The organism is Spirochaeta thermophila DSM 6192 (genome assembly GCF_000147075.1).
GTDB classification, from domain to species: Bacteria; Spirochaetota; Spirochaetia; order Winmispirales; family Winmispiraceae; genus Winmispira; species Winmispira thermophila_A.
Genome location: NC_014484.1, coordinates 1588916 through 1613200, shown reverse-complemented (window position 1 = coordinate 1613200; position 24285 = coordinate 1588916). Strand labels below are relative to the sequence as shown.

The window sequence follows — 24285 nt, the reverse complement described above, 5'->3', positions numbered from 1 at the left end:
TACGAGGGGATGGTGTGCATCTCGTGAGGCTCCACACTATAAGATACTTTTGATTTCGGAGGCATCATGCAACAGGCGAAGATCATTCTCGATCGTGATTTCGTGATCGGAGAGGTGGATCGGTATCTCTACGGTTCGTTCATCGAACACCTCGGTCGAGCGGTCTATTCCGGGATCTATGAACCGGGGCACCCGGATGCCGATGAGCAGGGATTCAGGAAGGATGTCCTTCAGCTGGTGAAGGATCTGGGAGTCACCATCGTGAGGTATCCCGGGGGGAATTTCGTCTCCGGCTACAACTGGACCGACGGAATAGGGCCGAAAGAACGTCGCCCACGGAGGCTCGAGCTCGCCTGGCATTCCATCGAGACGAACGAGGTGGGCATAGACGAGTTCGTGGACTGGGCCCGCAAGGCGGGTGTGGATGTGATGGCTGCTGTCAACCTCGGGACCGGTACCCCTCAGGAGGCGGGGTACTTCATCGAGTACTGCAATCACCCGTCTGGTACGTACTGGAGCGATCTCAGGATCGAGTACGGACACAAGGATCCTCATTCGATCAAGGTATGGTGCCTGGGAAACGAGATGGATGGTCCTTGGCAGATCTGCCATCTCGAGGCAGACGATTACGGCAAGAAGGCCCTTGAGACGGCGAAGATCATGAAGTGGGTCGATCCGGAGATCAAGTTGGTGGCGAGCGGGAGCTCCACCTCCTTCATGCCCACCTTCCCGGAATGGGACAGGATGATTCTCGAATACCTCTACGACCATGTGGATTACATCTCCCTCCATCGCTACTACGAGAACGAGGGAGATGTGGGCGATTTCCTGGCGTCTTTCATCGATATGGATCGGTTCATCCGTGCGGTGGTTGCCACGGCGGATTTCGTGAAGGCCAAGAAGAGGAGCGCCAAGTCGCTCATGCTCTCGTTCGACGAATGGAATGTGTGGTATCAGAAGAAGCTGAAACTCATGCCCTGGGAGACGGCACCTCCCATCCTCGAGGACAGATATTCGTTGCTCGATGCGCTGGTGGTCGGGGGGCTGATCGCTACATTGATAAACAATGCGGATCGGGTCAAGATGGCGTGTCTGGCTCAGCTTGTGAACGTGATCGCACCCATCTATACTGAACGGGGGGGGAGGGCCATCAAACAGACCATCTACCATCCTTTCCAGCTCGCTGCCGCGTATGGAAGAGGTGAGGCCCTCAAACCCATCGTGAAGGCGCCCACCTATGGAACGAGGACCTATGAGGAGGTGCCCTTAGTCTATCCTGCCGCCACCTACGATGAGGCCTCGGGTGACATCACGGTGTTCGTGCTCAATACCTCCCAGGAGGTTCCCGTGGAGGTGGAGCTGGATTTCCGTTCTTTCGATGGGGTTTCCTTTGTGGAGCATATCGTCTTGGATGGCCCCGATCTCCACGCGATCAACACCTTCGAGGAGCCGGACAAGGTGCACCCCCGTCGGGAGAAACGTGTGGAACCGATGAAAACGGATGTCTTTTCGGTTGCTCTCCCCAGACTGTCGTGGAACGTGCTCAGGTTCAGGAGGAAGCGTGATGAATAGAGTCATAGTGTATCCGGAGCCCTCGTGGAAGATTCCACGAGAGATCTACGGTCACTTCGCAGAACATCTCGGGCGGTGTATCTACGAAGGGATATGGGTGGGGGAGGATTCCCCCATACCCAACATCAGAGGGTACCGAAAGGATGTGGTGGAGGCCCTGCGAAGGATAAGGATTCCCGTGCTTCGCTGGCCCGGGGGATGCTTTGCCGATGAGTATCACTGGAAGGATGGGGTGGGACCGAGGGAGAGCCGGCCCAAAAGGGTCAACACCCACTGGGGAAGGGTGATCGAGACGAACCACTTCGGTACGCATGAGTTCCTCGACTTCTGTGAGCTTTTGGGGTGTGAGCCCTACGTGGCTGCCAACGTGGGGAGCGGGACCGTGCAGGAGATGGCGGAATGGATAGAGTACATGACCTTTTCCGGTGACTCCGAGATGGCGGAGTGGAGGAGGAAGAACGGCCGGGAGGCCCCCTGGCGGCTCAAGTTTCTCGGTATCGGGAACGAGACGTGGGGGTGTGGGGGCACCATGCGTCCCGAGTTCTACGCCGATCTCTACAGGCGGTACCGCACCTATGTCCGTGATTACGGAGAGGAGCCCATCTACAAGATCGCCTCGGGTGCGAACGTGGACGACTACCGGTGGACCGAGGTACTCATGAGAGAGGCGGCCCACCTCATGGACGGGCTCAGCCTCCACTACTACACCGTGCCGGGCACCTGGGAGGAAAAAGGGGCTGCGACGGGTTTTGGCGAGGAGGAGTGGTTCGAGACCCTCAAGAAGGCGCTCTTCATGGAGACGCTCGTTGTGCGGCACGGCACGATCATGGACCGGTACGATCCGGAACGAAGGGTGGGGCTCATCGTGGACGAGTGGGGCACCTGGTACCGGGTGGAAGAGGGGACCCATCCCGCGTTCCTCTATCAGCAGAACACCATCAGGGATGCCCTGGTGGCGGGGATCCACCTCAACATCTTCAACCGTCACGCCTACAGGGTGAGGATGGCGAATCTCGCCCAGCTCGTCAACGTGCTCCAGGCCCTCTTCCTCACCGAAGGTGAGCGTACTGTCCTGACCCCCACGTACCATGTCTTCGATCTCTATGCCCCCCACCAGGAGGGGGAGCATCTTCCCCTCCGTTACGAGGGAGACGAGTACCGTATGGGAAAGGAGACGATTCCTCTCGTGAGCGCGTCCGCATCGAGAAAAAGCGGGAGGATCCACCTCACCCTGTGCAATCTCCATCACGAGAAACAGGTGGAACTCACCTGCGAGTTCATGGGCACCGCCGTCACCTATCAGGGAGGACGTATCCTCAGTGCGGAGACGATCGATGCTCACAATACATTCGAAGATCCGGACAGGGTCATGCCCCGGCCCTTCGATGGAGGAGTTGTCTCGAAGGAAGGGGTGGTGCGGACGGCCCTTCCTCCCAGATCCGTCGTGGCCTTGAGCTTCTCATCCGAGGAAAAGGGGGGGTGACGTGGGAACGGGGGGGCCGGTGGCCAGGACTGGGTCGATGGGAGAGGGGGTCTGTGCCTGTGGAAGGGTGCATGAGAGCAAGGTGCAAAGCGTGCGTATCTGTGAAGCCTCCTGTGAGGAGGGACTCCTTTCCTTTTTGAAGGGTTTCCAGCTGGAAGGGGATGTGTTGTGCGTGGCGGATGAGTACACATGGGAGGTACAGGGGAAGGAGCTATACCGGGTGCTCAGGGGGCGCGTGGGGCGATCCGTTCGATCGTTTGTCTTTCCGGGTCGGAAGAGACTTCATCCTGATGAACACGCCGTGGGATCGCTCACGATTTCCGCACATTCCGGGGTGGGCATGATCGTGGCCGTGGGCTCCGGGACTCTCAACGATATATGCCGATTCGTCTCGTTCGTGCTGGGCATCCCATATGTGGTGGTGGCGACTGCTCCCTCGATGGACGGCTATGCATCTTCCGTGAGCCCTCTCCTTGTGGATGGAAAGAAGCAGACCTTTCCCGCTCATGTGCCGCTCGGTGTCTTTGCGTCACGGAGGGTGCTCCAGGATGCACCGTCGGAATTGATCCGGGCCGGAGTGGGAGACATGATAGGAAAGAAGACCGCCCTCACGGACTGGCGGCTCTCCCACGGGAGGAGGGGGGAATACTACTGTCCAGAAGTAGCATCCCTCATGGAGCAGGCGGTGGATGCGGCGCTCGACTCCCTTCGATCCGGAGATGGGACGACAGCCGTGGACGTTACTGCCCTCATGGAGGGGCTTGTCCTTTCCGGCCTTGCGATGGAATACGTGGGCAGTTCCCGTCCCGCCTCCGGCTCGGAACATCACCTCGTGCACTACTGGGAGTACAGACTCCTCGATGCGGGGGTGGAGCCTCCCTTTTTCCATGGATCCGCCGTAGGCGTCGCCACGCTGTGTATCGCCCACTGCTATGCCTTCATGAACGCGCGCCTTCCAGATCTGGTCTCGGATCTGGGCCTTGTTCCGCCTTCCCCTTCGGAGGTGCATACCTTGCTCGTCTCCTCGGGATTGAAGATAAGGCCGGGCCGATTGGGCATCGATGGAAACCTCCTCCATGACAGTATCCGTCATGCGAGTGAGTTGCGGCCTCATAGGTACACCATATTGCAGATGGCACGAGAGATGGACCTCATCGATGACATGGCCGACTATGTGGTATCCCACCTGGGGGAAAAGTAGGAAAGAGCACTTGTGATGCATAGGACGACCTCACGCGAAAATCAGAAGGACGTCCCCCCTGGGACGTCCTTCTTTAAGGTTATGAGACTACTCTTTCCTTAAATTTATGAGAGACTTCTTCAAGGTGAGGGGGAGATAAGAGGTATGTTCCCCTCCTCGTCGTAGGTGAGATATTCGGCGCACACTGATCTCCGATAGGATCCTCCGCCTGGAAGCGTACCGTTGTGATAGAAGATGTATCCCTTCCCCTTGAACTCGACGATCGCATGATGACTCGTATTGCAATTTTCCGCATGGGTCATCAGTTTTCCTCCGGGTTTCCATGGGCCGGTCGGATAGTCACTCGTGGCGTACACCAGCTGTTCCTCCCATCCGGCAGCCCACGAGAGGTAGTACGTTCCTTTGTATTTGTGAATCCACAGGGCTTCTGTAAAGGGAAGTCCCGCTACGAAGGGAAGGAGGAGAGGCTGGATACCGGTCTCTTCGTCGAAGCTGATCATGTCTTCATTGAGTTTTACATACTTGGGGTAGGTGTTGCCGAAGTACAGATACGCCTGACCGTCGTCATCGATGAGCACAGTGGGGTCGATATCGTCCCAGCTCCATCTCGGTTGCCCGGAAAACTTCGTCATGTTGGAGGTAATGAGTGCCCTTCCCAGGGCGTCCTTGAAGGGACCGGTCGGACTGTCCGAAACCGCTACCCCTATCGCCATACCCCCTGTGGAACTCTGGGACACACTCACATAGTAGTAGAACGTGCCGTTCCGATATACCACCTGTCCCGCCCAGACGTTACCATCTGCCCACGAGAAATCCCTAACGGAGAGCACCGGCCCGTGGTTGGTCCAGTGGATCATGTCTTTCGTGGAGTAACAGTACCAGTCGTTCATCGCATACGTGGTTGCATCTTCTGGGGCCTCATCATGTCCTACATAAAGATAAAGCGTATCTCCATGGACAAGTGCTGCAGGATCCGCTGAATAGATGTCTCGTATGATGGGGTTGTCCCAGGGGGTAGGGTCCACCTCGCCTTCCGGGAGGAGGCGACACCCTGTGGAATAGGAGAAAAGAAGAATCGAGAGGATCACCAGGACAGCAGGCAGGTGATGCTGAGCGTTTCTCATAGGCTTACTCCTTGTTGCCGAAGAAATATTCTCCCGTTTCCGGGCAGAATGTAGTGAAGGTGAGAGTGTGCCTCTCCACATCACCTGTTCGTGACCAGTCCAGGGCATCGCTCACGATACCCTTGTAGGTCCCAATGGGAGTCCCTTGGTTGTCCTCGAGCTGGATGGTGATGTGGTAGTGGTTCGAGATCGACCAGGTGCCTTGGTAGGCTCCTGAAATCGTCCCCTCCGAATGAAAGGTCACATTCTCGGATACCGTCTCGATCGCATCTTCCAGATTCACTTCGTCGGAGCTCTGGGTACCTTCATAGGTTGAAACGAATCCCCAACTGGTTCCTCTTTTCGTGTGGATGACTTTGTAGGTCCCCGCGAATTCCGTAGGGCTCACCTCTCTCAAGGTTTCCCCGGCGTATTCGTTGGGATTGGCCACCGGCCATCCGTCTTCAGTGAAGTAGATTTGCCTCACCTGGAGATAGAAGTACCAGCTCTCTCTGAATGTGGTCCTCGTATGGTGGGCCATGAGAATCTTGCCATCCTGGGTGATGAGGAGCGATTGTCCCCCTGGATTCCTCCACCCGTAGTGACCTTCAAACTGATGAGCACCAAGGATCTTGTTGCCGTACCTATGGGATTCCTCCCACGTGAGTGTAGTGAGGTCTCTTCCTTCGGAATCGTAATATGGTCCTGCGATGCCTTCGGAGATCGGACGACGGCCCACCCGTATACTGTAGTCATAGAGGAGGTCTCCCAGGGAGTAGAAGAGATAGTAGTAGTCTCCATATGGAAAGATGCACGCTCCTTCGATTGCTATTCCATTCCCACCCGCGATCAGGGTCCCGTATCCGTTTTCTATGGTATCCGCAGGATAACCGTTGATCGGCATGCCGGTAGTGGGATCGAGTTGGAGTATAGCGATCCCCCCTTTCCATGAGCCATAGGTGAGCCACATGTTCCCTTCCACATCGAAGACCACCTCGGGGTCAATGGCTCCGAACCCTTTCGACCAGTCTCCTCCGCTCTCGTTGAGGCAATCCTCGTCGATCGTTCCGGGGGTCCTCGTGAAGGTGTAGCGGACTACTGTGGAACAGGAATAGGTAGAGGGATCATACTCGTCGGCCGGGAGATACGGGCCGGTAGGCGTGTCGGCTATGGCAAGACCGATCCAGGCGCGGGGGCGGTTGTCATTGTCGGGGACCTCCACGATGACGCCGTGATACATGTAGTACCGGCCGTTGAGTTTCACCACCGAGGGAGCCCAGGTATAGGCCTCTGCATCAGAGGGAAATCCGAGCCACTCCTTCATCTCCTCGTCCCACATGCCGAGGGCCGGCTCAGGCAGACATTCCCAGTGTACGAGGTCCTTCGATCGACGGACCTGGACGCCTCCTTGCCAGGTGTTTCCAATGCTTGCATCGGTGGAGAACACATAGAAGGTGCCGTCATCGTCCTGGAATAGTTCGGGATCGTGGACGTTCAAAGGTCCCCACGTCGTGGGATCGTAGATGTCGATCGAACGTGTGTACTTTTCTGTGATTGCAGGATCTTCTCCGACATCCACAGGGGTGTCCGTGGGTGCGTATTCACTTCCCACTCGGCATGAGAGGAGAAGGATGAGAGACCATGACGTCAGAAAAAAGGTGTGCTTTCCCATAAAGTACGCCCCATTGCAGTTCGTTGAGGAAAAACCCCTGCCCCGGGGTGGGGCAGGGTGTGAGGAGGGAACTTATCGTACAGGGATACCCGACTGCATGATGGCCTTGATCTGTTGGTCCGTGTATGCCGCGTCGGCGATGAGGATCTCATCCATCTTTCCCACGAAGAGCGGATCGGGCCAGTTGCTCGCCCCTATGTAGAGTCTCTTCTTTTCTACATGAGAAGGAAGGAGTCCCGTGTAACCGGATGCCATGCGCTTACCGTCGACGTACATGACCATCTCTCTCCCGTTCACTGTGATGGCCAGATGTACCCATTCGCCCGTGGGAAAGGCAGGTCCGAGCAGTTTCACGCTACCAGATGGATGAAAGATGTCACACCTCATCACACCTTCCACGCCGCTGAATCCGAACCACATGTCGGCGGTGGCGCCGTCACCGAAATCGAATATCCTGGCCCATGGGGGCCATGCCTCGGCATTCACCCAGGCGAGGAATGACCACTCTTTACCCTCCAGGACCTCGGGTTTGAGTTCGATATACGTCTGGGTCCCATCGAATACGAGTGCTTTCCCGAACTTCCCTTCGGTGGTCGCCGGGTTACCCCTGATGATCGCATCCAGTCCGTTCCCTGAATCGTCTTTCAGGGTGTTTCCCTCTATATGCTCCATGGTGTAGACAGCCCTCGCATGGAGGTCGAAGTCCACCGTAAGGGGTGCTCCTTTCTCTTCCATCGAGGCGCATCCCACAAGCGCGAGGATGAGGACGAGCAGCGTCCCCATCGGTTTGATGACGCTCGTACTGTTCATGTTTCCTCCCCAGATATTCCAATGTTCCATTTCTTATGGTGTGTCCCCTGTTCAGGAGAACAGGGGACACCTTTGTCTGTTCAGAACCAAAAGGCGATATTGAGTGGTACGTAGTGGGAGATGGCCTTCACCGAGGTCTTGGATTCGTAATAATTGATGTGCATCTGATACCCCAGTTGTACGTACCCGTTGGAGAAATTCTTCTTTAAGAACGGGAAGACCCCACCGCCCATGGCCATTCCGGAGGTTCCATCCGCGGGATTGGCGGGCACGTATGCGGCATCGATGTTGGTGGAGAATCCGAGGTCGTCGCTGTCGCCGCTCATCACGTTGCCCACCTGACCGGAAGAGTCCGACATGTAGGTGAAGTTCCCTCTGAGTCCTACCTGGACCCCAGGCAGTGGCAGGTCGTAGAGCGCGTCGAGTACGACTCTGTCGAGGAAGATCTCTTTTGCATTGTCGTGGAACTCGGTCGCGTAGGCGAATCTGTTGCCGAGGGCAATGCGGAGAGAGGAAACCGGTCGGTATGCTCCGGAGACATTGATATTGTGCTTCGTTCCTTCTGTAGCCGTTCGGTACTGGAAGTCGTAGCCTGCGGCGAGATCGAAACCCGATCCGAGGAAGTTGAATCCCTCAGCGCTCAGATAGGCCTCTCTCACCACGTCGTCGTCTCCCTTGTAATCGGAAGCGGAGTACCACAGTCCGTGGTAATACCCGGCTTTTAGCGTGATACCCATGGGGAGGCTGTACCTCATGTTGATCTTGAACTGATCTACCAGGTTCTGCCAGTAGTTGTTGGCCGGCATGGATCCCCAGCCGTCGTTGGTGCTCCAGGCTCGTATCGGTATGCCAACGAGAAGCGAAAACCCGTCGAGCATGTAGGGCTTGATCTCCAGCCCGGTGAAGTAGGGGCCTACGTCCCGATCGGCCACGTTGTGCGCGTAGATGAATCCCCATGCGAGGTCATTGGTGACGTAGCCGAAGTTCTGTTCCTCGAACTTACCGGTGAGGATGTCGAGCTGATTGTTGAGAAGATTTATCCGGACGTTGGCCTGATAGAAGGGAACGTCATCGCCATAGAGATCGTACCAGGTGTCGAGATCGTTGCCGAGACGTATCCCGAGGACGAAATGGATGTTCTGAGAGTCCATGAACATGTTCACTTCGGTACGGCCCCCGTACCACGAACCGAACCCGGCTCCGTACTCGAACTGTTCCCAGTCTTTACTACCGGTCTGTGTGGCATAGGTGGTGAGGAGGTAGTTGGAATAGTCTGCATACCCGTGAAACGTCACCTGCTGAGCTGCCAGGATGCCTCCTACACATGCCACGATGAGTCCCAGTGCACATACACGTAATCTCTTCATCATGGTGTCCTCCTGTTGGTTTGTTTTTTGTCAGGGAAGGATTCCTGCACAGAGGTCGCTCACCTCCGAGGCGCTGAGGGCCCTGTCGTAGATCACTACGTCATCGAGGATCACCCCCTGAGCCTGCCAGGTATCCTGTCCGAACATGATGGATACAGTGGCGGCGGTGAAATCCTCATATGCGGTATCGTAGGTGCCTTGCTCTTCACCGTTGATGTAGAGTGTTGCTACACCAGAAGAATCCATGGTCTCCGTGACATGGAACCATTCCCCGGCCGATGGGAGGGTCGTGAAAATGTCACCCCAGTCGTTAGCCAGATCGCTGCGGTTTCGGGCGTAGAAACTCGTATCAGAGTTGCTGCCATGACTCACAAAGCCTTCCCACGTGCCCCCGCTATCTTTGAATATCATGTGAGCGATGGCTCCCCAGCTCGTATTCCAGGTGATCACCTTGGCCCAGTAGGAAATGGTGAAGGTATTGCCTACCAGGTTGTCGGGGAGAGTGAGATACACATAGCCCAGGGTGTTGTCGGGGTTCTCCAGATAGAGGGATGTGTTTCTATAGCCTGTGATGAAGGAGTATGAGGAAGGAGATGTTCCACCTATGGTGGCATCGTTACTGTTTCCAGAATCATCCTCGAGAGTGTTCTCGAATTGTAGTACCACCAGTGCTGTGGAATTGGTGAGATTGAGAGGCGTGGTTGTGACTGGATTGTCTTGAGAGGCTTCCACCTCTTCCCTCCCGATGGTTGGCTCACCGCAGGCCAGTATCATGGTCGCGATGACAGGAATGAACGCGCTTTTCATCACTCCTTTCATGTCCGACCTCCTAACCGTAATATTTGATTTATATTGATATTTATGATTGTAACTCGAGATTTCGGACTTGTCAAATTTTTCCGTCGTGTGATCTATTATTTTGTTTTGTATGGATTATTATTTTAGTTTTTTATAAAATAATAAAATAAGTCTTTATTTATAGTTTGCTATTCTTCGATGTGCGAAATTCGTACGTGCTGGTGTTTCGAGATTGACAGATTATGGACATGTGTTTTAACATGGATGATGGTTATGGGGTTTTTGTTTTGATTTTATGATATAAAAGGCATAACAATCTGGAGGAGGCGTCCTGATGAAATGGAGGCATACAGGTGTTGGATTTGTTTCCCTCGTCGTTATCACCGTTGGGGTGTTGGGTATGACGGCATCCTGTAGCAGTGTACCCGATCGACCGAACCTTTCCTCCCTCCGAAGATCCGCGTTACGGGTGGGGGTGTCGGTCCATGATCCTTCTATCGTCAAGGCGGAGGGTAAGTACTATGTCTTTGGCTCTCACATGGTCTCCGCGGTTTCCTCCGATCTCATCCGGTGGGAACTTTTGACACAAGGTGTGTCGAAATACAATCGCCTTTTCTCGAATCTTTTCGACAGTGAAATGCGTGCCTTCACGTATGTGGGGCGTAACAGTCAGGGTGGGTATTCCGTATGGGCTCCGGATGTGATCTACAATCCTGTCATGGGTAAGTGGATGATGTATTTCTGTACCACTTCCACCTACATCAAGTCGAATATCTGTTTCGCCACAGCGGACGAGGTGGAAGGGCCTTATACATATCAGGATACCATCATCTATTCCGGATTCACTCCGGATACCATTGCGGAAACCAACGTGCGAGACTTCGTGGATGAAAAAGGTGTGGCGCGATACTTTCATCTCAACAAGTACAACAATCACCTCTGGCCCAATGCGATAGATCCCTCGCTCTTCTACGACGCGGAAGGACGCCTCTGGATGGTCTATGGCTCATGGTCGGGCGGTATCTTCATTCTGGAACTGGACAAGAGGACGGGGTATCCCATACATCCCGGGGAAGATCCCGCAAAGGGAATCGATCCTTATTTCGGGAGGCACCTTGCGGGAGGCTACCACAACTCCGTGGAGGGGTCGTATGTACTCTTTGACGAGGAAACGGGATACTACTACCTCTTCGTCTCCTATGGGAGTCTTCAGAGCAACGGTGGGTACCAGATCCGTCTCTTTCGCTCGAAGTACCCGGACGGCCCCTATACCGACAAGCGGGGCGACACGCTGGACAGGAGCAAGAGCTTCCACTATCCATACGGAGTCAAGCTGATGGGGAACTACTCTTTCCCTTCCTTCGAGATAGCCTATATGGCTCCCGGACACAACTCCGCCATGATCGACGAAGATGGAAAGATCTTCCTCGTACATCACACACGCTTCGATGATGGTACGGAGTATCACGAACTGAGGGTCCGTCGCATGTTCAGAACCGGAGATGGGTGGCTCGTGGCCTCTCCTTTTGCCTATAACGGTTCAGAGGAGATCGCCAGGGGGCTGAGCAGAGAAGAGGTGGCGGGGTACTACTGGCTCATCAATCATGGAACCGATATAAGCTCGGTGATAAAGAGAGCGGAGGAGCACCTCTTTACTCCTTCGGGGCGCGTGAGAGACGGGAGGGGAAGGGATGTGGGAAGCTGGTCATACGAGCCGGACACGGGTTTTGTTCATCTACAATTGGGTGGCGTACGCTGTGGAGGGCTCCTCATTCATACCCGGGACGAGGCGGGGAACGACACCCTCTCCATCTCGGCGCTCTCCGACGGAAACGAGTCCGTCTGGGCGGTGAAGTACCTCTTGCCCTGACACACAGGATACCTTTCCTTGATGTTTGAAAAAGAGGCCGCCCCAGTGGGCGGCCTCATCTCATGGCTGCACGTCCTGCTGAATGCCTATTCTTCTCGTATCCACACACGCATTTCACCCTCTCCTCTGTTGTTCCAGGCATAGTAGGGGATGAAGACGAGGTATGCGGGAGACCGCGTGGGAGGAGTCGTGTGATACGGGGCGGCTGAGTCGTCCGCCGTGAGCCGGACTCCCTCGGCCGTGATGGTGGTGAGCCCACCCAGGAGCGAGGATTCGTAGCGGGCGACAGGGGAGGAGTCCCTCTTGATTGCAAGGGCCTGGAGATCCTTCCCATTGTCCACTTCCTCGAGGCAATAGATCACAGGCCCCCGTTTCAACGCGATCTTTCCCACGTTCTCACGAACGGCCGGAGAAGCGTAGATCTTCATCACCGGCATGGAGAGGCGGAGCCTCACCGTATCGCGGCCGTTCCATGTGCGCCGGATCGCTACATAACCTCTTTCGGGTGTCGACGTATAGGCTTCTCCGTTCATCTCCAACGAGAAGTCATTGCACCATCCGGGTATGCGGAGGGAAAGCGTGAACTCCCTCGGCTCCCGAGCGATCACGGAAAGCTTCACCTCCCCGTCCCAGGGATACTCCGTCTCCTGCTCCACTGTGACTCCCCAGTCCTCGATGGTGAGATTGCTGGATCCGTAGAAGTGCACGAAGAGCGAGGAGCCGGATCTTGAGTAGTAATACCCCCCGATGGAGGCGAGAAGACGTGCGAGGTTCGGTGGGCAGCAGGCACAGCCGAACCATTTCTGACGTGTGGTCATGACGTGTCTCAGATCCTCCCGGTGTCTGCATGCTTCTGGCCACACTTCGAGGGGGTTCACATAGAAGAATCTCGATCCGTCGAGTGACATCCCGGAGAGGATTCCATTGTAGAGCGCGAGCTCCATCACATCCGAATACTCGGCATCGATTTCCTTCCGCAACATCCTCGAGGCCCAGAAGAAGAGCCCGATGGATGCACACGTCTCGTTGTACGCGCGATCGTTGGGGAGGTCATAGGCGATGCTGAAGGATTCCCCGAAAGCCGAGGCGCCTATCCCTCCGGTGAGGTACATCTTCCTGCGGGTGACATCCTTCCAGAGTGCCTGCGCTGTTTCCCATAGCAGGGTATCTCCTGTGATGCGTGCGAGATCCGCGAGGGCTGTGTACATGTACATCGCTCTCACCGCATGCCCGACCGCCTCCCTTTGTTCTCTCACGGGGATATGGGATTGCGAGTATTCATGACCGAGCTCTCTGAATCTGGGCCAGAAGGACGTCCTCCCACGCTTTTCCCATTCCCACTCGAAGTAATGCGGTTGCCTACCCCGCTCCTCGATGAAGAACGAAGCGAGGTCGAGATGCCGCTTTTCTCCTGTGAGTTCGTACAGCTTGAGGAGGGCGAGCTCTATCTCCTGATGTCCTGGGTATCCCTTCAGTTTTCCTTCTTCTGGACCGAACCGGGAGTCGATGTGATCCACGAACCGGAGCATGATGTCGAGGAGCTCCCTCTTTCCCGTGGCCTGAAAGTAGGCGATGGCCGCCTCGAGCATGTGGCCTGCACAGTAGAGCTCGTGGCACTCCGCGAGGTTGGTCCACCGTTTTTCGATGTCCGTGAGGATGAAATAGGTGTTGAGGTACCCGTCAGGCAGTTGGGCCTTTCCTATGAGGGAGATCACCTCGTCGGCCCGCCTCTCAAGATCGGGATCCGGCCGGACCATGAGAGAATAGGCGGTCGCCTCCAGCCACTTCGCCACGTCGCTGTCCTGGAAGACCATCCCCTGGAATTCCCCCGACGATTCTCCTGCGGCGATCCTGAAGTTCTCTATCGCGTGGCTCGGGGCATCGGGCACCTCGTCTCTGAGTACCTTCTCCTGGTAGGGAATCACCTTCTCTATCACGGTCCTGTGGGGTCGTGCCATACATCCTGAGGTGAGGTGCACGTACCTGGGAAGGAAAAAGGTGTGCGGCATGGTACTCATGGTGAGTGCTCTTTTCGAGTAGAGAGAAAACCATCTGCGGTGGTTTCCCTATCCTCTGGAATTCTTGAAATAGAGCCTCAAGACGACTCCCTGGTCGTAGTTACCGAAGCCCCGTCCGAAGATGTTCACCCCTCCGGGATGGGAGGCTTCTTCCTTGACTCCCACCTTCACCCTGATGGAGTGGTGTTTCGAAATATCGAGATCGCTGAGGGTTATGTCGGAGACCTTCACCCCGTCGATATAGGCTCCCGATTCGGTGATGCTCCAGTTCTTGAGCAGGCCGTACTGGGATCCCTCCAGCTTCCACCATTCGGGGGTATATTTCCCCCGCTTGTCGCCGAAGTCCCCCGGACATTCCCAGGTTCCTATCTCTTCGTTGTTGATCCATACCGTGATGTCTGAGGGCCACTGTTTGTTCGTGCCGGGTATCTCGGAGGAGAGTTCCATACTCACTTCGAGGCTCTGGAGCGGCTCTTTCCGGTAGAGGCTGTTGTTCGGAAATTGATATTCCACCCATCCGGTCTCGAACCACAGGAGGGCGGCTTTCGCTCTCTCGGGAAGGAGGAACGAGTCCGGCACATCGAGATAGCCGATGATGCTTTCCGAGGAGCACAGGCCGCACGGTGGCGTCACGTGGAAATTGGTATAGAGGCCTATGGGCATTTCCACTTCTATGGTGTTGTCCTCTTCAGGCTTCTTTTCCGTGATGAACTGGACCATGATTTCCTCATAGCGGGTGCGGCAGAGCTTCTGATTCCCCTTCTTGCCGTTCACTATCTCGGTTTCGATGAGCCCCGCCTTTTCCAGGATGGCGATATTGGTCGCCACGGTGGATTGTGGGAGCTTGAGACGCTCGGCGATCTGATTCACATTCAGGGTTTCGGTGGTCAGCAGGTTGAGGATGTTGATCCGTATCTCCGAAGAAAGCGCCTTGAGGATGCGGGCATCTTCGTAACTGTTGATGAGTAAGAATTTTTCACTTCTCTCCATGATCTTTTATTATACTCTTTATTTTGCTCCGTGACAACCTGCTACAGTTTAGACCGGATATTTATCATATTTTCGGAAATGTACCTGCTCACGACGAGATCCTCATGTCGAGGTAAAAAACCATCCAACATATTTGTTAACAAAAGGGAAGACGGCTGAGGAAGGAGGCAGGAGAATGGCTGTGTTTCCAGGAACATGTGGTGTTCCTCTGCACTCGACGTCTCTTCCCAGAAGGCGGTCATCCGGATGCTCAGGCTGCTCATGAGAGAGCGCGTGATCAAGGCCATGATCTTCATCACCCATGAGCTTCCACTCCTCTACCATGTGGCGGACGACATCGCCGTGATGTACGCCGGGCAGCTGGTGGAGAAGGGGACGGCCCGGGAGGTGATATTCGATCCCCTTCATCCCTATTCCCACGCCCTCATGGGTTCCATCCTGGTGCCGGACGAGGAGTTCATGAGTTCCTCCCGCACGATTCGAACGATTCCGGGTGCTCCGCCGAACCTCAAGGAGGAGATAAGGGGATGCCGGTTCGCCGACAGGTGCCCATACGCCTTTGACGCGTGCAGGGAACATGCGGTGGCGGAGCGGCCCGTAGGAAAGAGGATGTACAGATGTCTCATCGATGTAGAAGATCTCAAGGAGAGGTATGCACATGGGGAATGAATACGTGCTCGAAGGGGTGGATCTCACCCGCTATTTCGGTATAGGGCGGCGAAGGTTCGCCGCCGTGGACCACGTGAACATAGGGTTCCGTGAAGGGGAGATCGTCTCCATAGTGGGGGAGAGCGGGAGCGGTAAGACCACCCTGGCCAAGATATTCCTGGGGCTCCTCAGGCCGAGCTCCGGTGAGGTGCGCTACAGGGGAGAGGTGTTGCGGTTGCGAGGCCAGCGGGAGAGGAGGGCCTACTGGAGCGAGGTCCAGGCCATCTTCCAGGACCCTTTCGCGTCCTTCAATCAGTTCTTCAGGGTCGACAGGTTCCTCCAGGACTGTCTCAAGGTGGCGGGTATTCAGGCCTCGGAACAAGAGGCGCGCAGGATCAAGGAGGAGGCGTGCTCCTTCGTAAACCTCCCCTATCACGAGATCTACAACAAGTATCCATTCGAGCTCTCGGGCGGGCAGATGCAGCGTCTCATGATCGCCCGGGTGTTCATCATCAAACCGAGGGTACTCATCGCCGATGAGCCCACGTCCATGATAGACGCCTGTTCCCGCTCGACGATACTCGACATGTTGCTTTCCCTCAGGAAGGAACGGGGTACGACGATCGTGTTCATCACGCATGACCTGGGGCTTGCCTACTATGTGAGCGATCGGATCGCCATCATGCACAGGGGAAAGATATGCGAGGAAGGTGATGCGAAACGGGTGATAGAGGCCCCCCGACACGAGTACACGAAGAGCCTTCTCGCTGATGTTCCCAGGCTCATGGCCGAGTGGAGTCTCGAGTAACAGCTAGTCGAGGGTGCGGAGAAATCTCGCCCCCCGTACCTCCGGGAGGAGGAGTGCAGCGCCTCCTCCCAGGAGCCCTATCCCCAGGGTGAGGTACACGGCGGGGAATCCGCACATCTGTGCGATTCCGCCTGCGGCGAGTGACCCTGTGGCTACGCCCGCGTCCATGGCGGTGAAGAAGGTGGAGGCGGCGGCACCCCTCCGATGGTGTGCTGCGCTCATGAGCGCCCCTGTGTTGAGGATGGGAAAGGCCACGCCATACCCTGCACCGTAGAGGAACCCCGAGACGAGAAGGTGCAGGTAACCGGAAAGTGGGATGAGGAGGAGAAACGAGATGCCGCTCACGATGAAGGATCCCGACGTGAGGAGAGAGAGGTCGCCCTGTACCTTTCCGAAGAAGAGTCGGGTGAGTACGACGGCCAGGGTGAAGCTGGTGAAGAAGAGGCCGCCGTTGGGTATGCCCCTGGTGAGTGCATAGCCGGGAATGAAGGTGAGGGCCGCGCCGTAGCTCAGGCCCAGGAGCAGGGCGAAGGCGGAAGGGGCGAGAGCCTCCTTGTGGAATAGGCGGGACCAGAGTCTGTGGGGAAGATCCTGGGAGGATGCGCTTCCTTCTCCATCGCGTGAGGATGGTGTGCGGGGGAAGGTGGGGACGGCCAGAGCCATTCCCGCGATGCCGATGAGCGTGGAGGTCACGACCACCAGCTCGAATCCGGCGGGCAGGAGTTGTACGGCGAGCGGTCCTCCGAGGGCAGGGCCCAGGGACGCGACGAGGCCCTGAATGGCTATGGCCTGGAGCACGCGGCCCTGGGGCACGAAGTCGGGGAGGAGGACTCCCATCCCGGTGGTGAACAGGGAAAATCCCACTCCCTGCAAGAGCCGGCAGGTGAGGAGGTAGGGGATCCCGGCGGGCAGGGCCATGAGGGATGTGGCGCCTATCAGGGTTCCCACTCCGAGATGGAATACGAGCGTCCGATCGTACCGATCGAAGAGTACGCCTCCCAGGGGACGGGCGAGGAGCGCGGCGATCGCGAAGAGCGTGGTGGAGAGCCCGGCCACTGTCTTGGGTGCCCCTTGGGTCTGGAAGTAGAGCGGGAGCGCGGTGAACAGCATGAAGGTGCTGGTGGATATGAGGAACTGGACCGCCATGGCGCTCAGAAAAAGTGGACCTCCGAGGGACGATCGGATCTGGTGCTTCACTCGTGCTACCTCCGCATTGGGTATGCTTACAGGGTTATAAAGGAGAAAGAGCATATAGCCTAGTCGTTTTTTGTTGTCAATGATGGAGCGTTGATGAACGGCCGACGCATTTCGTCTCGTCGCCGGTCACGGCTCCGGTAAAGGAACGCCTTGATAGCATGTAAAAAAGAGGAGAGACAGGGGCGGGGAAGGACTTGTATACTTTCTTTCCCTGAGTACCCGGTGAGTTATGATATGTGCTGTGGGGTGCTCTGTGTGGTAGAACTCATATGGGTTCTCCCATATGGTTATATAATGGGAGCGCTATGGAAGGTCTTTTCTACATAGAGAACGTGGAGTACAAGGAGCACCTTCCGTTCAAGGTGTTCCTCCACAACGTGAGGGAGTGCGGGTTCCATCTCCACAAGGAGTTGGAGATGCTTTTCGTGCTGGACGGGAGTATCCTGGTGCAGGTGGAGGGAAACCAGTACGTATGCGGGATCGACGACGTGGTACTGGTGCATGGCGAGGAGCTCCACTTCACCCATTCCATGGGTGATCAGAATATCGTCCTCGTGTTCCAGATGGATGTGCTCTACGCCGATCAGTGGGAACCCGGGTTCTCGCAGATGCGATTCCTCTGTAACTCCACGCTCTCGAGAGAGGGGAAGGACCAAGAGAAGTATCGAAGGTTGAGGACGGAACTCGCCTCCCTCATGGCCATGTCCCGGAAGACAGAGGAGGGTGCACGCCTCAGGATGATGGAAAGGGTGTTTCGCATCCTCTCGCTCCTCGTCTCGGAGTTCAGGGTGGGGGAGAGGGAGATGCGGGTGGACAGGTCGCAGATCGAGGAGAGCATGAGATACTTCTCGAGAGTGGCGCGCATACTCAAATACTTGGACACCCACTACATGGATCGTATCTCCCTTTCCGAACTCGCCGAGCGGGAAGGGGTGCATCCCAGCTACCTTTCCAGGTTTTTCCACGAGAAGGTAGGGCTTGCCTTCAAAGATTACCTGCAGATGGTACGTCTGCAGAAATCGTTGCGGGATCTCATCACGAGTTCCCGCACCATCACGGAGATCGCGATGGACTATGGGTTTCCCAGTGTGAAGGCGTATGAGACGTCGTTCAGGAAGTTCTATGGATCGACCCCCTCTGCGTGGCGTTCCAGTACCATGGAGCGACTGGCCCCCCCGCCTCACTCTGTGTACAACCCCCTGTCCAGGAAGAAGGCGTTTCGTCTTCTCGAGCGGTATGTGTCCTCCGAAGAGGACCGATTAAGATAATTTTTCAAGGAGAGATACCATGATGGAGTGGATGAGCCGAGCACCGTTTTCTCTTTCTCCTCAGGACCGGCGTTGGGTGGAGGAGACGTTCCGATCCCTCTCTCTCGAAGAGAAGGTCGGTCAGGTCTTCGTCCTGCTGTGCGACGAGCTCTCCGAGGAGAAGATGCAGTACGTCCTGGGACTCAAGCCCGGAGGGATCCATAGATTCCCGAACGGAGTCTCGTGGGAGACGCTCGCTTCCTCGGCCGTGTTCCTCCAGGAACACTCACGCGTCCCCCTCCTCCTCACCGGCGACCTCGAGTTTTCCTTCTTTGCGGTCAAGATCGGTGATGAGGGGAGCGAATTCCAGACACAGATGGGGGTGGCCGCATCGTCCGATCCCCTCAGGGATGTGGAGAGGATGGCCCGTATCGCTGCCAGGGAGGGGCGGGCCCTGGGCTACAATGTGACCTTCTCCCCCGTGGTGGATATAAACTACAACTTCAGGAGTACCATCACCGGAACGAGGACCTTCGGGAGCGATGCCGACATGGTGAGGCGTCTCTCCGAGGTCTACGTCAGGGTGCTCCAGGAAGAGGGGATGGGGGCCTGTGCGAAGCACTGGCCGGGAGACGGGGTGGACGATCGCGATCAGCACCTGGTGACGTCGTGCAACAGCCTTTCCCGCGATGTGTGGGAGGCGAGCTACGGTGAGGTCTACCGAGGGGTGATACAGGCCGGAGTGCAGAGCATCATGAGCGCCCACATCTGCGCCCCTGCGCTCGTGGACGGTCCCGATCGTTTCGTGCCGGCCTCTCTCTCGGGGGATCTCACGATCACATTCCTTCGGGAGCGCCTGGGTTTCAATGGCGTGGTGATTTCGGATGCCACCCCCATGGCGGGTTTCGCCTCACAGGGGAAGAGGGAGGATCTCCTGCCCCGGGCCCTCGATGCGGGATGCGATATCATACTCTTTTCCGAGGATCCTGAGGAAGATGTCCAGATCGTCCTCGATGCAGTGAAGTCGGGGCGGGTGGCTCCCGAGCGGTTGGACGAGGCGGTGTTGCGTATCCTCGCCTGGAAGGCGGCGCTCGGCCTTCACCGCGTTGAGGACTGGTCCTCGCACGTGAGAGGGCTCATGGAAGAGGCGAGGGCGTCGAGGGAGGAACACGCCCGGTGGGCCGAGGAGTGTTTCGCCTCGTCCATCACGCTGGTGAAGCACGAGAACGATATCCTGCCCATCTCGCCGCAGCGGTACCGTCGGGTGCTCCTGCTGGAGAGCCGGCCTCCCGAGGTCTTCGGGCCTTCGGGGTTCACCCCCTTCAAGGACTATCTCGAGCAGGAGGGGTTCTGGGTGACCAGGATGGAGGCGGATGTGCTCCCCGATCCTGATCTCTACGATCTGGCCATCTACCTGCTCGATCACTACACCTTCATGAGTGAAGGGCGGGCTTCGATCCCCTGGGCGGAGTTGCATGGGGGAGCATTCCGATCGATGTGGCGCTTCTGGGACGACATCCCCACGGTGATGATTTCCCTGAGCAGTCCGTATTTCCTCTTCGAGGCGCCCACGGTGGGGACGTATGTGAACGTGTATTCCCCGGCTGAGGTGGGCCTCAAGGTGCTGGTCGATCTCCTCATGGGGAGGAGGGAGTTCCGGGGGAGAAACCCCGTGGATCCGTTCTGTGGAATGGAGGACGTGAGGGGCTCCTGTGGCGGGTAAAGAAGGGGCGCGCATTGTGTACAAGAAAAGGGTAGCGGGAGAGGATGGTATGTGGAATAGTGAAACTAGCTTTTTTCCCCAGGAGGTCTTAGAATGAAGGTGCGGTTGATGCTCGGCTGTGCACTCGTGGGAGTGCTGGTCTCATGTGCAAGTCTCAAGGAGGGTCGATCGATGAAAGACAGCGAAGCGCGACTTGAGCGCGTCTCCTATGTGAGTGTGGACGACGGGAAGGAGCGGGACGCCTTCGTCTACGTGCCCGCAGGCTACGAGGACACGGAAGACCCGTGGCCTCTCCTGCTCTTCCTTCACGGCCACGGCGACGGTGAGCGGGGCGACGGCAAGGAGGACCTCCACTACGTGCTCTCCTACGGTCCGCTCTACGAGGCGTGGATTCAGAAGCGGGATCTCCCGTTCATCATCGTGGCGCCTCAGATGCCGATGTGGGGGAGGGATGAGGGGCCGGATGCCCCTCCCTACATCACCGGACGGTCCCGTGACCAGATTCCCCGCAGGCTCGAGGAGGGCGTGCCTCCCCGGATCAGGCCGATGGAGTGGGATGTGCCGTACACCGGGGCGGTGCCTGCCGAGGTGCTTCCTCCGATCGAGGCCCTTCCACCGGGATGGGACCGCGTAGCGGAGGACATGCCTGTGCTCCTCGATCTGGTGGCCGGCCGGTATCGGGTGGACGAGTCGAGGGTCTACCTGTCCGGCGTCTCCATGGGGGGGATCGGAACCTGGATCATCGCCTCACGGTATCCCGAGCGTTTCGCGGCCATCGCCCCGGTGGTGGGATTCGGTTACCCGGAGATGATGGAGCCGCTCGCAGAGGCGAGGATGCCCATCTGGTGCTTTTCCGGCGGAAGGGATCCGGTGGTGCCTACGAGTCTGTTCTTCCCCGCCTTCATCCGTCTGGAGGAGCTGGGGCACAGGGATTACCGGTTCACCACGGAACAGGATATGGGACACGATGTGTGGGTGCGGGTGTATGCAGGTGAGGACATCTACCAGTGGCTTCTCTCACACCGGAAGCGATAGAAGCGGGGGCGTGGGCCTCCAGGTGTGATCGATACGGGAGATCAAATGTATGGAGGATACGGTATGCAGGTGAAGGATATTGTTGCACGACTTTCGCTCGAACAGAAGGCTGCCTTGTGTAGCGGGAAGGACTTCTGGTTCACGGTGGATATTCCGGAGCTGGGGGTGCGGTCCATGCTCCTCTCCGATGGGCCGCATGGGCTCAGGAAGATGAAGGAGGGGACGGAGGTGGATGCCGAGGAGATGACGGTGCCGGCCGTGTGTTTCCCCTCGGGGGTGGCGCTCGCGAGTTCCTGGGACAGGGAGTTGCTCCATCGGCTGGGTCGGGTGCTCGGCGAGGAGGCGAGGGCCGAGGGGATCGACGTGCTCCTGGGTCCTGCGATCAATATAAAGCGCTCGCCCCTCTGCGGGAGGAACTTCGAGTACTATTCCGAGGATCCGTACCTCGCGGGCGAGCTCGCGGCGGCCTACATCCGGGGGGTGCAGGAGCAGGGGGTGGGGACCTCGGTCAAGCACTATGTGGCGAACAACCAGGAACACCGCAGGATGAGTGCGGATGCGGTGATCGACGAGCGCGCCCTGCGCGAGATCTACCTGGCGGCGTTCGAGAGGGCGGTGAAGGGGGGCCGTCCGTGGACCGTGATGGCCGCCTACAACCGGGTGAACGGGGCGTACTGCACGGAGAGCTCGTTTCTCCTCACCCGGGTGCTCAGGGAGGAGTGGGGGTTCGACGGGTTCGTGATGTCCGACTGGGGGGCGGTGGACGAGATTGTGGAGGCGCTCAAGGCCGGGATGGATCTGGAGATGCCGAGCAGCTTCGGGGTGGGGCCGGGCAAGCTGGTGAAGGCGGTGAAGGAGGGGCGGCTCTCCGAGGAGGTGCTCGACAGGGCCGTGGAGCGGATACTGGGTGTGCTCGCGCGGGCCGGGGAGGCCCATTCGGGTACCTACGACAAGGAGGCGCACCACCGTCTCGCGAGGGAGACGGCGCGGGAGTGCATGGTGCTCCTCAAGAACGAGGAGGGGATCCTCCCTCTCGAAGGGGTGAGGAGGGTGGCGCTGGTGGGCGCCTTTGCCCGGCATCCCCGCTTCCAGGGGGGCGGGAGCTCCCACATCAACGCCTTCAAGGTGGAGAGCCTCTACGCGGAGCTGCCGAAGGTCCTCGAGGGAGCGGAGATCTCCTATGTGCCGGGCTATGTGCCGGGGGAGGAGGGGAAGGTGGACGAGCGGCTCATCCAGGAGGCGTGCGAGGCGGCGAAGGCTGCGGAGGTGGCGGTGGTGTGTGTGGGGCTTCCGGAGGAGTGGGAGTCGGAGGGATACGACAGGGAGCACCTGGAGCTGCCCGAGAGCCACAACCGGCTGGTGGAGGCCGTGGCAGCGGTGCAGCCCCACACGGTGGTGGTGCTCCACAACGGCGCGCCGGTGCGCATGCCGTGGCTGGGAAGGGTGAAGGCGGTGCTGGAGGCCTACCTGGGCGGCCAGGGAGTGGGCGGCGCGGTGGCGGACATCCTGGCGGGGGTGGTCTCTCCCAGCGGGAAGCTCGCGGAGACATTCCCGCAGCGCCTGGAGGATACTCCCTGCTACCTCTGGTTCCCGGGCGAACGGGACAGGGTCGAGTACCGGGAGGGTATCTTCGTGGGCTACCGCTACTACGACACGGTGGGGAAGGAGGTGCTCTTCCCCTTTGGGTTCGGGCTCAGCTACACCGAGTTCGCCTATACCGGGATGAAGGTGAGCGCCGGGGAAGTATCGGCCGACGATCAGCTGGTGGTGGAGGTCTCGGTGAAGAATGTGGGGAAGCGGGCCGGGAAAGAGGTGGTGCAGCTCTACGTGCGGGACGTGGAGAGCTCGGTGGTGCGGCCTGAGAAGGAGCTCAAGGGCTTCGAGAAGGTCTTTCTCGAACCGGGAGAGGAGAAGACCGTGCGCTTCACCCTCGATAGGCGGGCCTTTGCCTACTACGAGCCCGAGGTGCAGGACTGGGTGGTGGAGGAAGGTGAGTTCGAGATCCTGGTGGGTGCCTCCTCGCGGGATATCCGGCTCTCGGAGCGGGTGACCCTGCGGTCGAACGATCGTGTGCCCTTCGAGGTGGGTCGGAACACCCTCCTGGGGGATCTCCTTGCCCATCCTGCCACCAGGTCCATCGGCGAAGAGGTGGTGGCAGGGCTCACCCGGCCTGGCGGCCCGATGGAGGGGATCATGAAGCGGAGCCCGAACATGGCACAGGCGATCATCAGGTACCTCCCCTTGAGGGATCTGGTGAACTTCAGCGGAGGTGCCTTCACCGAAGAGATGCTCACAGACATCATCAAGAGGTGCAGCGAGTCGCTTTCATCTTGAGAGATCGTGAGTCACACGTGCGGGAGGGACGGGATGAAACCCCGTCCCTCTGTTTGGAGTCATAATGGGTTGTCTCTTCTCCCCCCGCATGATAGTGTCGTACCAATGAAAGAACAACAGAAACAGAAGAAGCACGAGGACAAGAGTGAGCTCGCGATAGCTGGCGGGCTGATGATCGGGTTGGGGGTGGGATTCTTCTTCCTCCAGGCATCGGTGTTTGCCTTTGTGGGGTGCATCCTCGCCGGGCTGGGACTGGGACTCATCATCTCGCCCATCATCGCCCTGTGTGGTGGAGCACAGAAAAGCGAAGACTGAAGGCACGGAGGAGGTCCTGCCTCCGTGTGGCCTTGCGTCCTTTTCCCTCTGTCTCGAAATGCCTCAACGGTGAATGACTATGTGTGGAGACATG

19 protein-coding genes are annotated in these 24285 nt (G+C 57.7%); 11 read left to right on the top strand and 8 right to left on the bottom strand.

Annotation, left to right across the window (positions count from 1 at the left end; translation table 11 throughout):
- The first annotated feature begins 66 nt into the window (after positions 1-66).
- From STHERM_RS07350 to STHERM_RS07340, 3 genes are all read left to right on the top strand, one after another.
- A complete protein-coding gene (locus STHERM_RS07350; RefSeq protein ID WP_013314257.1) occupies positions 67-1572 on the top strand; it encodes an alpha-N-arabinofuranosidase in 1506 nt (501 codons plus the stop codon).
- Positions 1565-3055: an alpha-N-arabinofuranosidase gene (locus STHERM_RS07345; RefSeq protein ID WP_013314256.1), complete on the top strand. Its 1491-nt coding sequence runs from the start codon at positions 1565-1567 to the stop codon at positions 3053-3055. Before STHERM_RS07350 ends, STHERM_RS07345 begins: the two co-directional genes overlap by 8 nt.
- A 136-nt stretch (positions 3056-3191) precedes the next feature.
- Positions 3192-4256, top strand: coding sequence for a sn-glycerol-1-phosphate dehydrogenase (locus tag STHERM_RS07340; RefSeq protein WP_237223210.1), 1065 nt, complete (start codon positions 3192-3194; stop codon positions 4254-4256).
- A gap of 119 nt (positions 4257-4375) precedes the next feature.
- On the opposite strand, the gene STHERM_RS07335 is transcribed toward STHERM_RS07340, so the two are convergent.
- From STHERM_RS07335 to STHERM_RS07315, 5 genes are all read right to left on the bottom strand, one after another.
- Positions 4376-5344, bottom strand: a complete 969-nt coding sequence (locus STHERM_RS07335) for a glycoside hydrolase family 43 protein (RefSeq protein WP_237223208.1) — start codon at positions 5342-5344, stop codon at positions 4376-4378.
- Positions 5345-5384: 40 nt separating this feature from the next.
- Positions 5385-6938, bottom strand: a complete 1554-nt coding sequence (locus STHERM_RS07330) for an arabinan endo-1,5-alpha-L-arabinosidase (RefSeq protein WP_237223206.1) — start codon at positions 6936-6938, stop codon at positions 5385-5387.
- A 165-nt stretch (positions 6939-7103) separates the two neighbouring features.
- On the bottom strand, positions 7104-7841 hold the full coding sequence (locus STHERM_RS07325; RefSeq protein ID WP_013314252.1) for a LamG domain-containing protein: 738 nt from the start codon (positions 7839-7841) through the stop codon (positions 7104-7106).
- An 80-nt stretch (positions 7842-7921) separates the two neighbouring features.
- Positions 7922-9208, bottom strand: coding sequence for a hypothetical protein (locus STHERM_RS07320; protein ID WP_148223888.1), 1287 nt, complete (start codon positions 9206-9208; stop codon positions 7922-7924).
- 30 nt (positions 9209-9238) lie between these two features.
- A complete protein-coding gene (locus STHERM_RS07315; RefSeq protein ID WP_013314250.1) occupies positions 9239-10027 on the bottom strand; it encodes a LamG domain-containing protein in 789 nt (262 codons plus the stop codon).
- Positions 10028-10340: 313 nt separating this feature from the next.
- Between STHERM_RS07315 and STHERM_RS07310 the strand changes: the two genes are divergently transcribed.
- The gene (locus STHERM_RS07310) at positions 10341-11876 is read left to right on the top strand and encodes a glycoside hydrolase family 43 protein (RefSeq protein WP_013314249.1); all 1536 of its coding nucleotides are present in this window, start codon (positions 10341-10343) and stop codon (positions 11874-11876) included.
- A gap of 86 nt (positions 11877-11962) precedes the next feature.
- Here STHERM_RS07310 and STHERM_RS07305 read toward each other — a convergent pair whose 3' ends face one another.
- Positions 11963-13885 carry a glycoside hydrolase family 127 protein gene (locus tag STHERM_RS07305; RefSeq protein WP_081439514.1) on the bottom strand — a complete coding sequence of 641 codons (1923 nt, stop codon included), beginning with the start codon at positions 13883-13885 and terminating at the stop codon, positions 11963-11965.
- A 57-nt stretch (positions 13886-13942) separates the two neighbouring features.
- Positions 13943-14884, bottom strand: a complete 942-nt coding sequence (locus tag STHERM_RS07300; RefSeq protein ID WP_013314247.1) for an ArsR/SmtB family transcription factor — start codon at positions 14882-14884, stop codon at positions 13943-13945.
- 195 nt (positions 14885-15079) lie between these two features.
- Between STHERM_RS07300 and STHERM_RS07295 the strand changes: the two genes are divergently transcribed.
- Positions 15080-15553, top strand: a complete 474-nt coding sequence (locus tag STHERM_RS07295) for an oligopeptide/dipeptide ABC transporter ATP-binding protein (RefSeq protein ID WP_013314246.1) — start codon at positions 15080-15082, stop codon at positions 15551-15553.
- Positions 15543-16340 carry an ABC transporter ATP-binding protein gene (locus STHERM_RS07290; RefSeq protein WP_041623765.1) on the top strand — a complete coding sequence of 266 codons (798 nt, stop codon included), beginning with the start codon at positions 15543-15545 and terminating at the stop codon, positions 16338-16340. Before STHERM_RS07295 ends, STHERM_RS07290 begins: the two co-directional genes overlap by 11 nt.
- 3 nt (positions 16341-16343) lie before the next feature.
- On the opposite strand, the gene STHERM_RS07285 is transcribed toward STHERM_RS07290, so the two are convergent.
- Positions 16344-17537, bottom strand: coding sequence for an MFS transporter (locus STHERM_RS07285; protein WP_013314244.1), 1194 nt, complete (start codon positions 17535-17537; stop codon positions 16344-16346).
- Between the two features lie 305 nt (positions 17538-17842).
- Here STHERM_RS07285 and STHERM_RS07280 point away from each other — a divergent pair, with 305 nt between their 5' ends.
- The 5 genes from STHERM_RS07280 to STHERM_RS07260 all read left to right on the top strand — a co-directional run bounded on the left by STHERM_RS07280 (position 17843) and on the right by STHERM_RS07260 (position 24191).
- Complete coding sequence (locus tag STHERM_RS07280; RefSeq protein ID WP_013314243.1) at positions 17843-18805, top strand: AraC family transcriptional regulator; 963 nt, start codon at positions 17843-17845, stop codon at positions 18803-18805.
- Positions 18806-18827: 22 nt separating this feature from the next.
- Positions 18828-20507, top strand: a complete 1680-nt coding sequence (locus STHERM_RS07275; protein WP_237223204.1) for a glycoside hydrolase family 3 protein — start codon at positions 18828-18830, stop codon at positions 20505-20507.
- A 93-nt stretch (positions 20508-20600) separates the two neighbouring features.
- Positions 20601-21542, top strand: a complete 942-nt coding sequence (locus STHERM_RS07270; RefSeq protein ID WP_013314241.1) for an alpha/beta hydrolase-fold protein — start codon at positions 20601-20603, stop codon at positions 21540-21542.
- 63 nt (positions 21543-21605) lie between these two features.
- On the top strand, positions 21606-23876 hold the full coding sequence (locus tag STHERM_RS07265) for a glycoside hydrolase family 3 C-terminal domain-containing protein (protein ID WP_041623764.1): 2271 nt from the start codon (positions 21606-21608) through the stop codon (positions 23874-23876).
- A gap of 105 nt (positions 23877-23981) precedes the next feature.
- Positions 23982-24191 carry a hypothetical protein gene (locus STHERM_RS07260; RefSeq protein ID WP_041623422.1) on the top strand — a complete coding sequence of 70 codons (210 nt, stop codon included), beginning with the start codon at positions 23982-23984 and terminating at the stop codon, positions 24189-24191.
- Positions 24192-24285: the final 94 nt, after the last annotated feature.

Coding starts and splice junctions, on each gene's coding strand:
- STHERM_RS07350 (WP_013314257.1), top strand. CDS start 67: ATGCAACAGGCGAAGATCATTCTCGATCGTGATTTCGTGATCGGAGAG.
- STHERM_RS07345 (WP_013314256.1), top strand. CDS start 1,565: ATGAATAGAGTCATAGTGTATCCGGAGCCCTCGTGGAAGATTCCACGA.
- STHERM_RS07325 (WP_013314252.1), bottom strand. CDS start 7,841: ATGAACAGTACGAGCGTCATCAAACCGATGGGGACGCTGCTCGTCCTC.
- STHERM_RS07320 (WP_148223888.1), bottom strand. CDS start 9,208: ATGAAGAGATTACGTGTATGTGCACTGGGACTCATCGTGGCATGTGTA.
- STHERM_RS07315 (WP_013314250.1), bottom strand. CDS start 10,027: ATGAAAGGAGTGATGAAAAGCGCGTTCATTCCTGTCATCGCGACCATG.
- STHERM_RS07310 (WP_013314249.1), top strand. CDS start 10,341: ATGAAATGGAGGCATACAGGTGTTGGATTTGTTTCCCTCGTCGTTATC.
- STHERM_RS07305 (WP_081439514.1), bottom strand. CDS start 13,885: ATGCCGCACACCTTTTTCCTTCCCAGGTACGTGCACCTCACCTCAGGA.
- STHERM_RS07300 (WP_013314247.1), bottom strand. CDS start 14,884: ATGGAGAGAAGTGAAAAATTCTTACTCATCAACAGTTACGAAGATGCC.
- STHERM_RS07295 (WP_013314246.1), top strand. CDS start 15,080: ATGTGGTGTTCCTCTGCACTCGACGTCTCTTCCCAGAAGGCGGTCATC.
- STHERM_RS07290 (WP_041623765.1), top strand. CDS start 15,543: ATGGGGAATGAATACGTGCTCGAAGGGGTGGATCTCACCCGCTATTTC.
- STHERM_RS07280 (WP_013314243.1), top strand. CDS start 17,843: ATGGAAGGTCTTTTCTACATAGAGAACGTGGAGTACAAGGAGCACCTT.
- STHERM_RS07275 (WP_237223204.1), top strand. CDS start 18,828: ATGGAGTGGATGAGCCGAGCACCGTTTTCTCTTTCTCCTCAGGACCGG.
- STHERM_RS07270 (WP_013314241.1), top strand. CDS start 20,601: ATGAAGGTGCGGTTGATGCTCGGCTGTGCACTCGTGGGAGTGCTGGTC.
- STHERM_RS07265 (WP_041623764.1), top strand. CDS start 21,606: ATGCAGGTGAAGGATATTGTTGCACGACTTTCGCTCGAACAGAAGGCT.
- STHERM_RS07260 (WP_041623422.1), top strand. CDS start 23,982: ATGAAAGAACAACAGAAACAGAAGAAGCACGAGGACAAGAGTGAGCTC.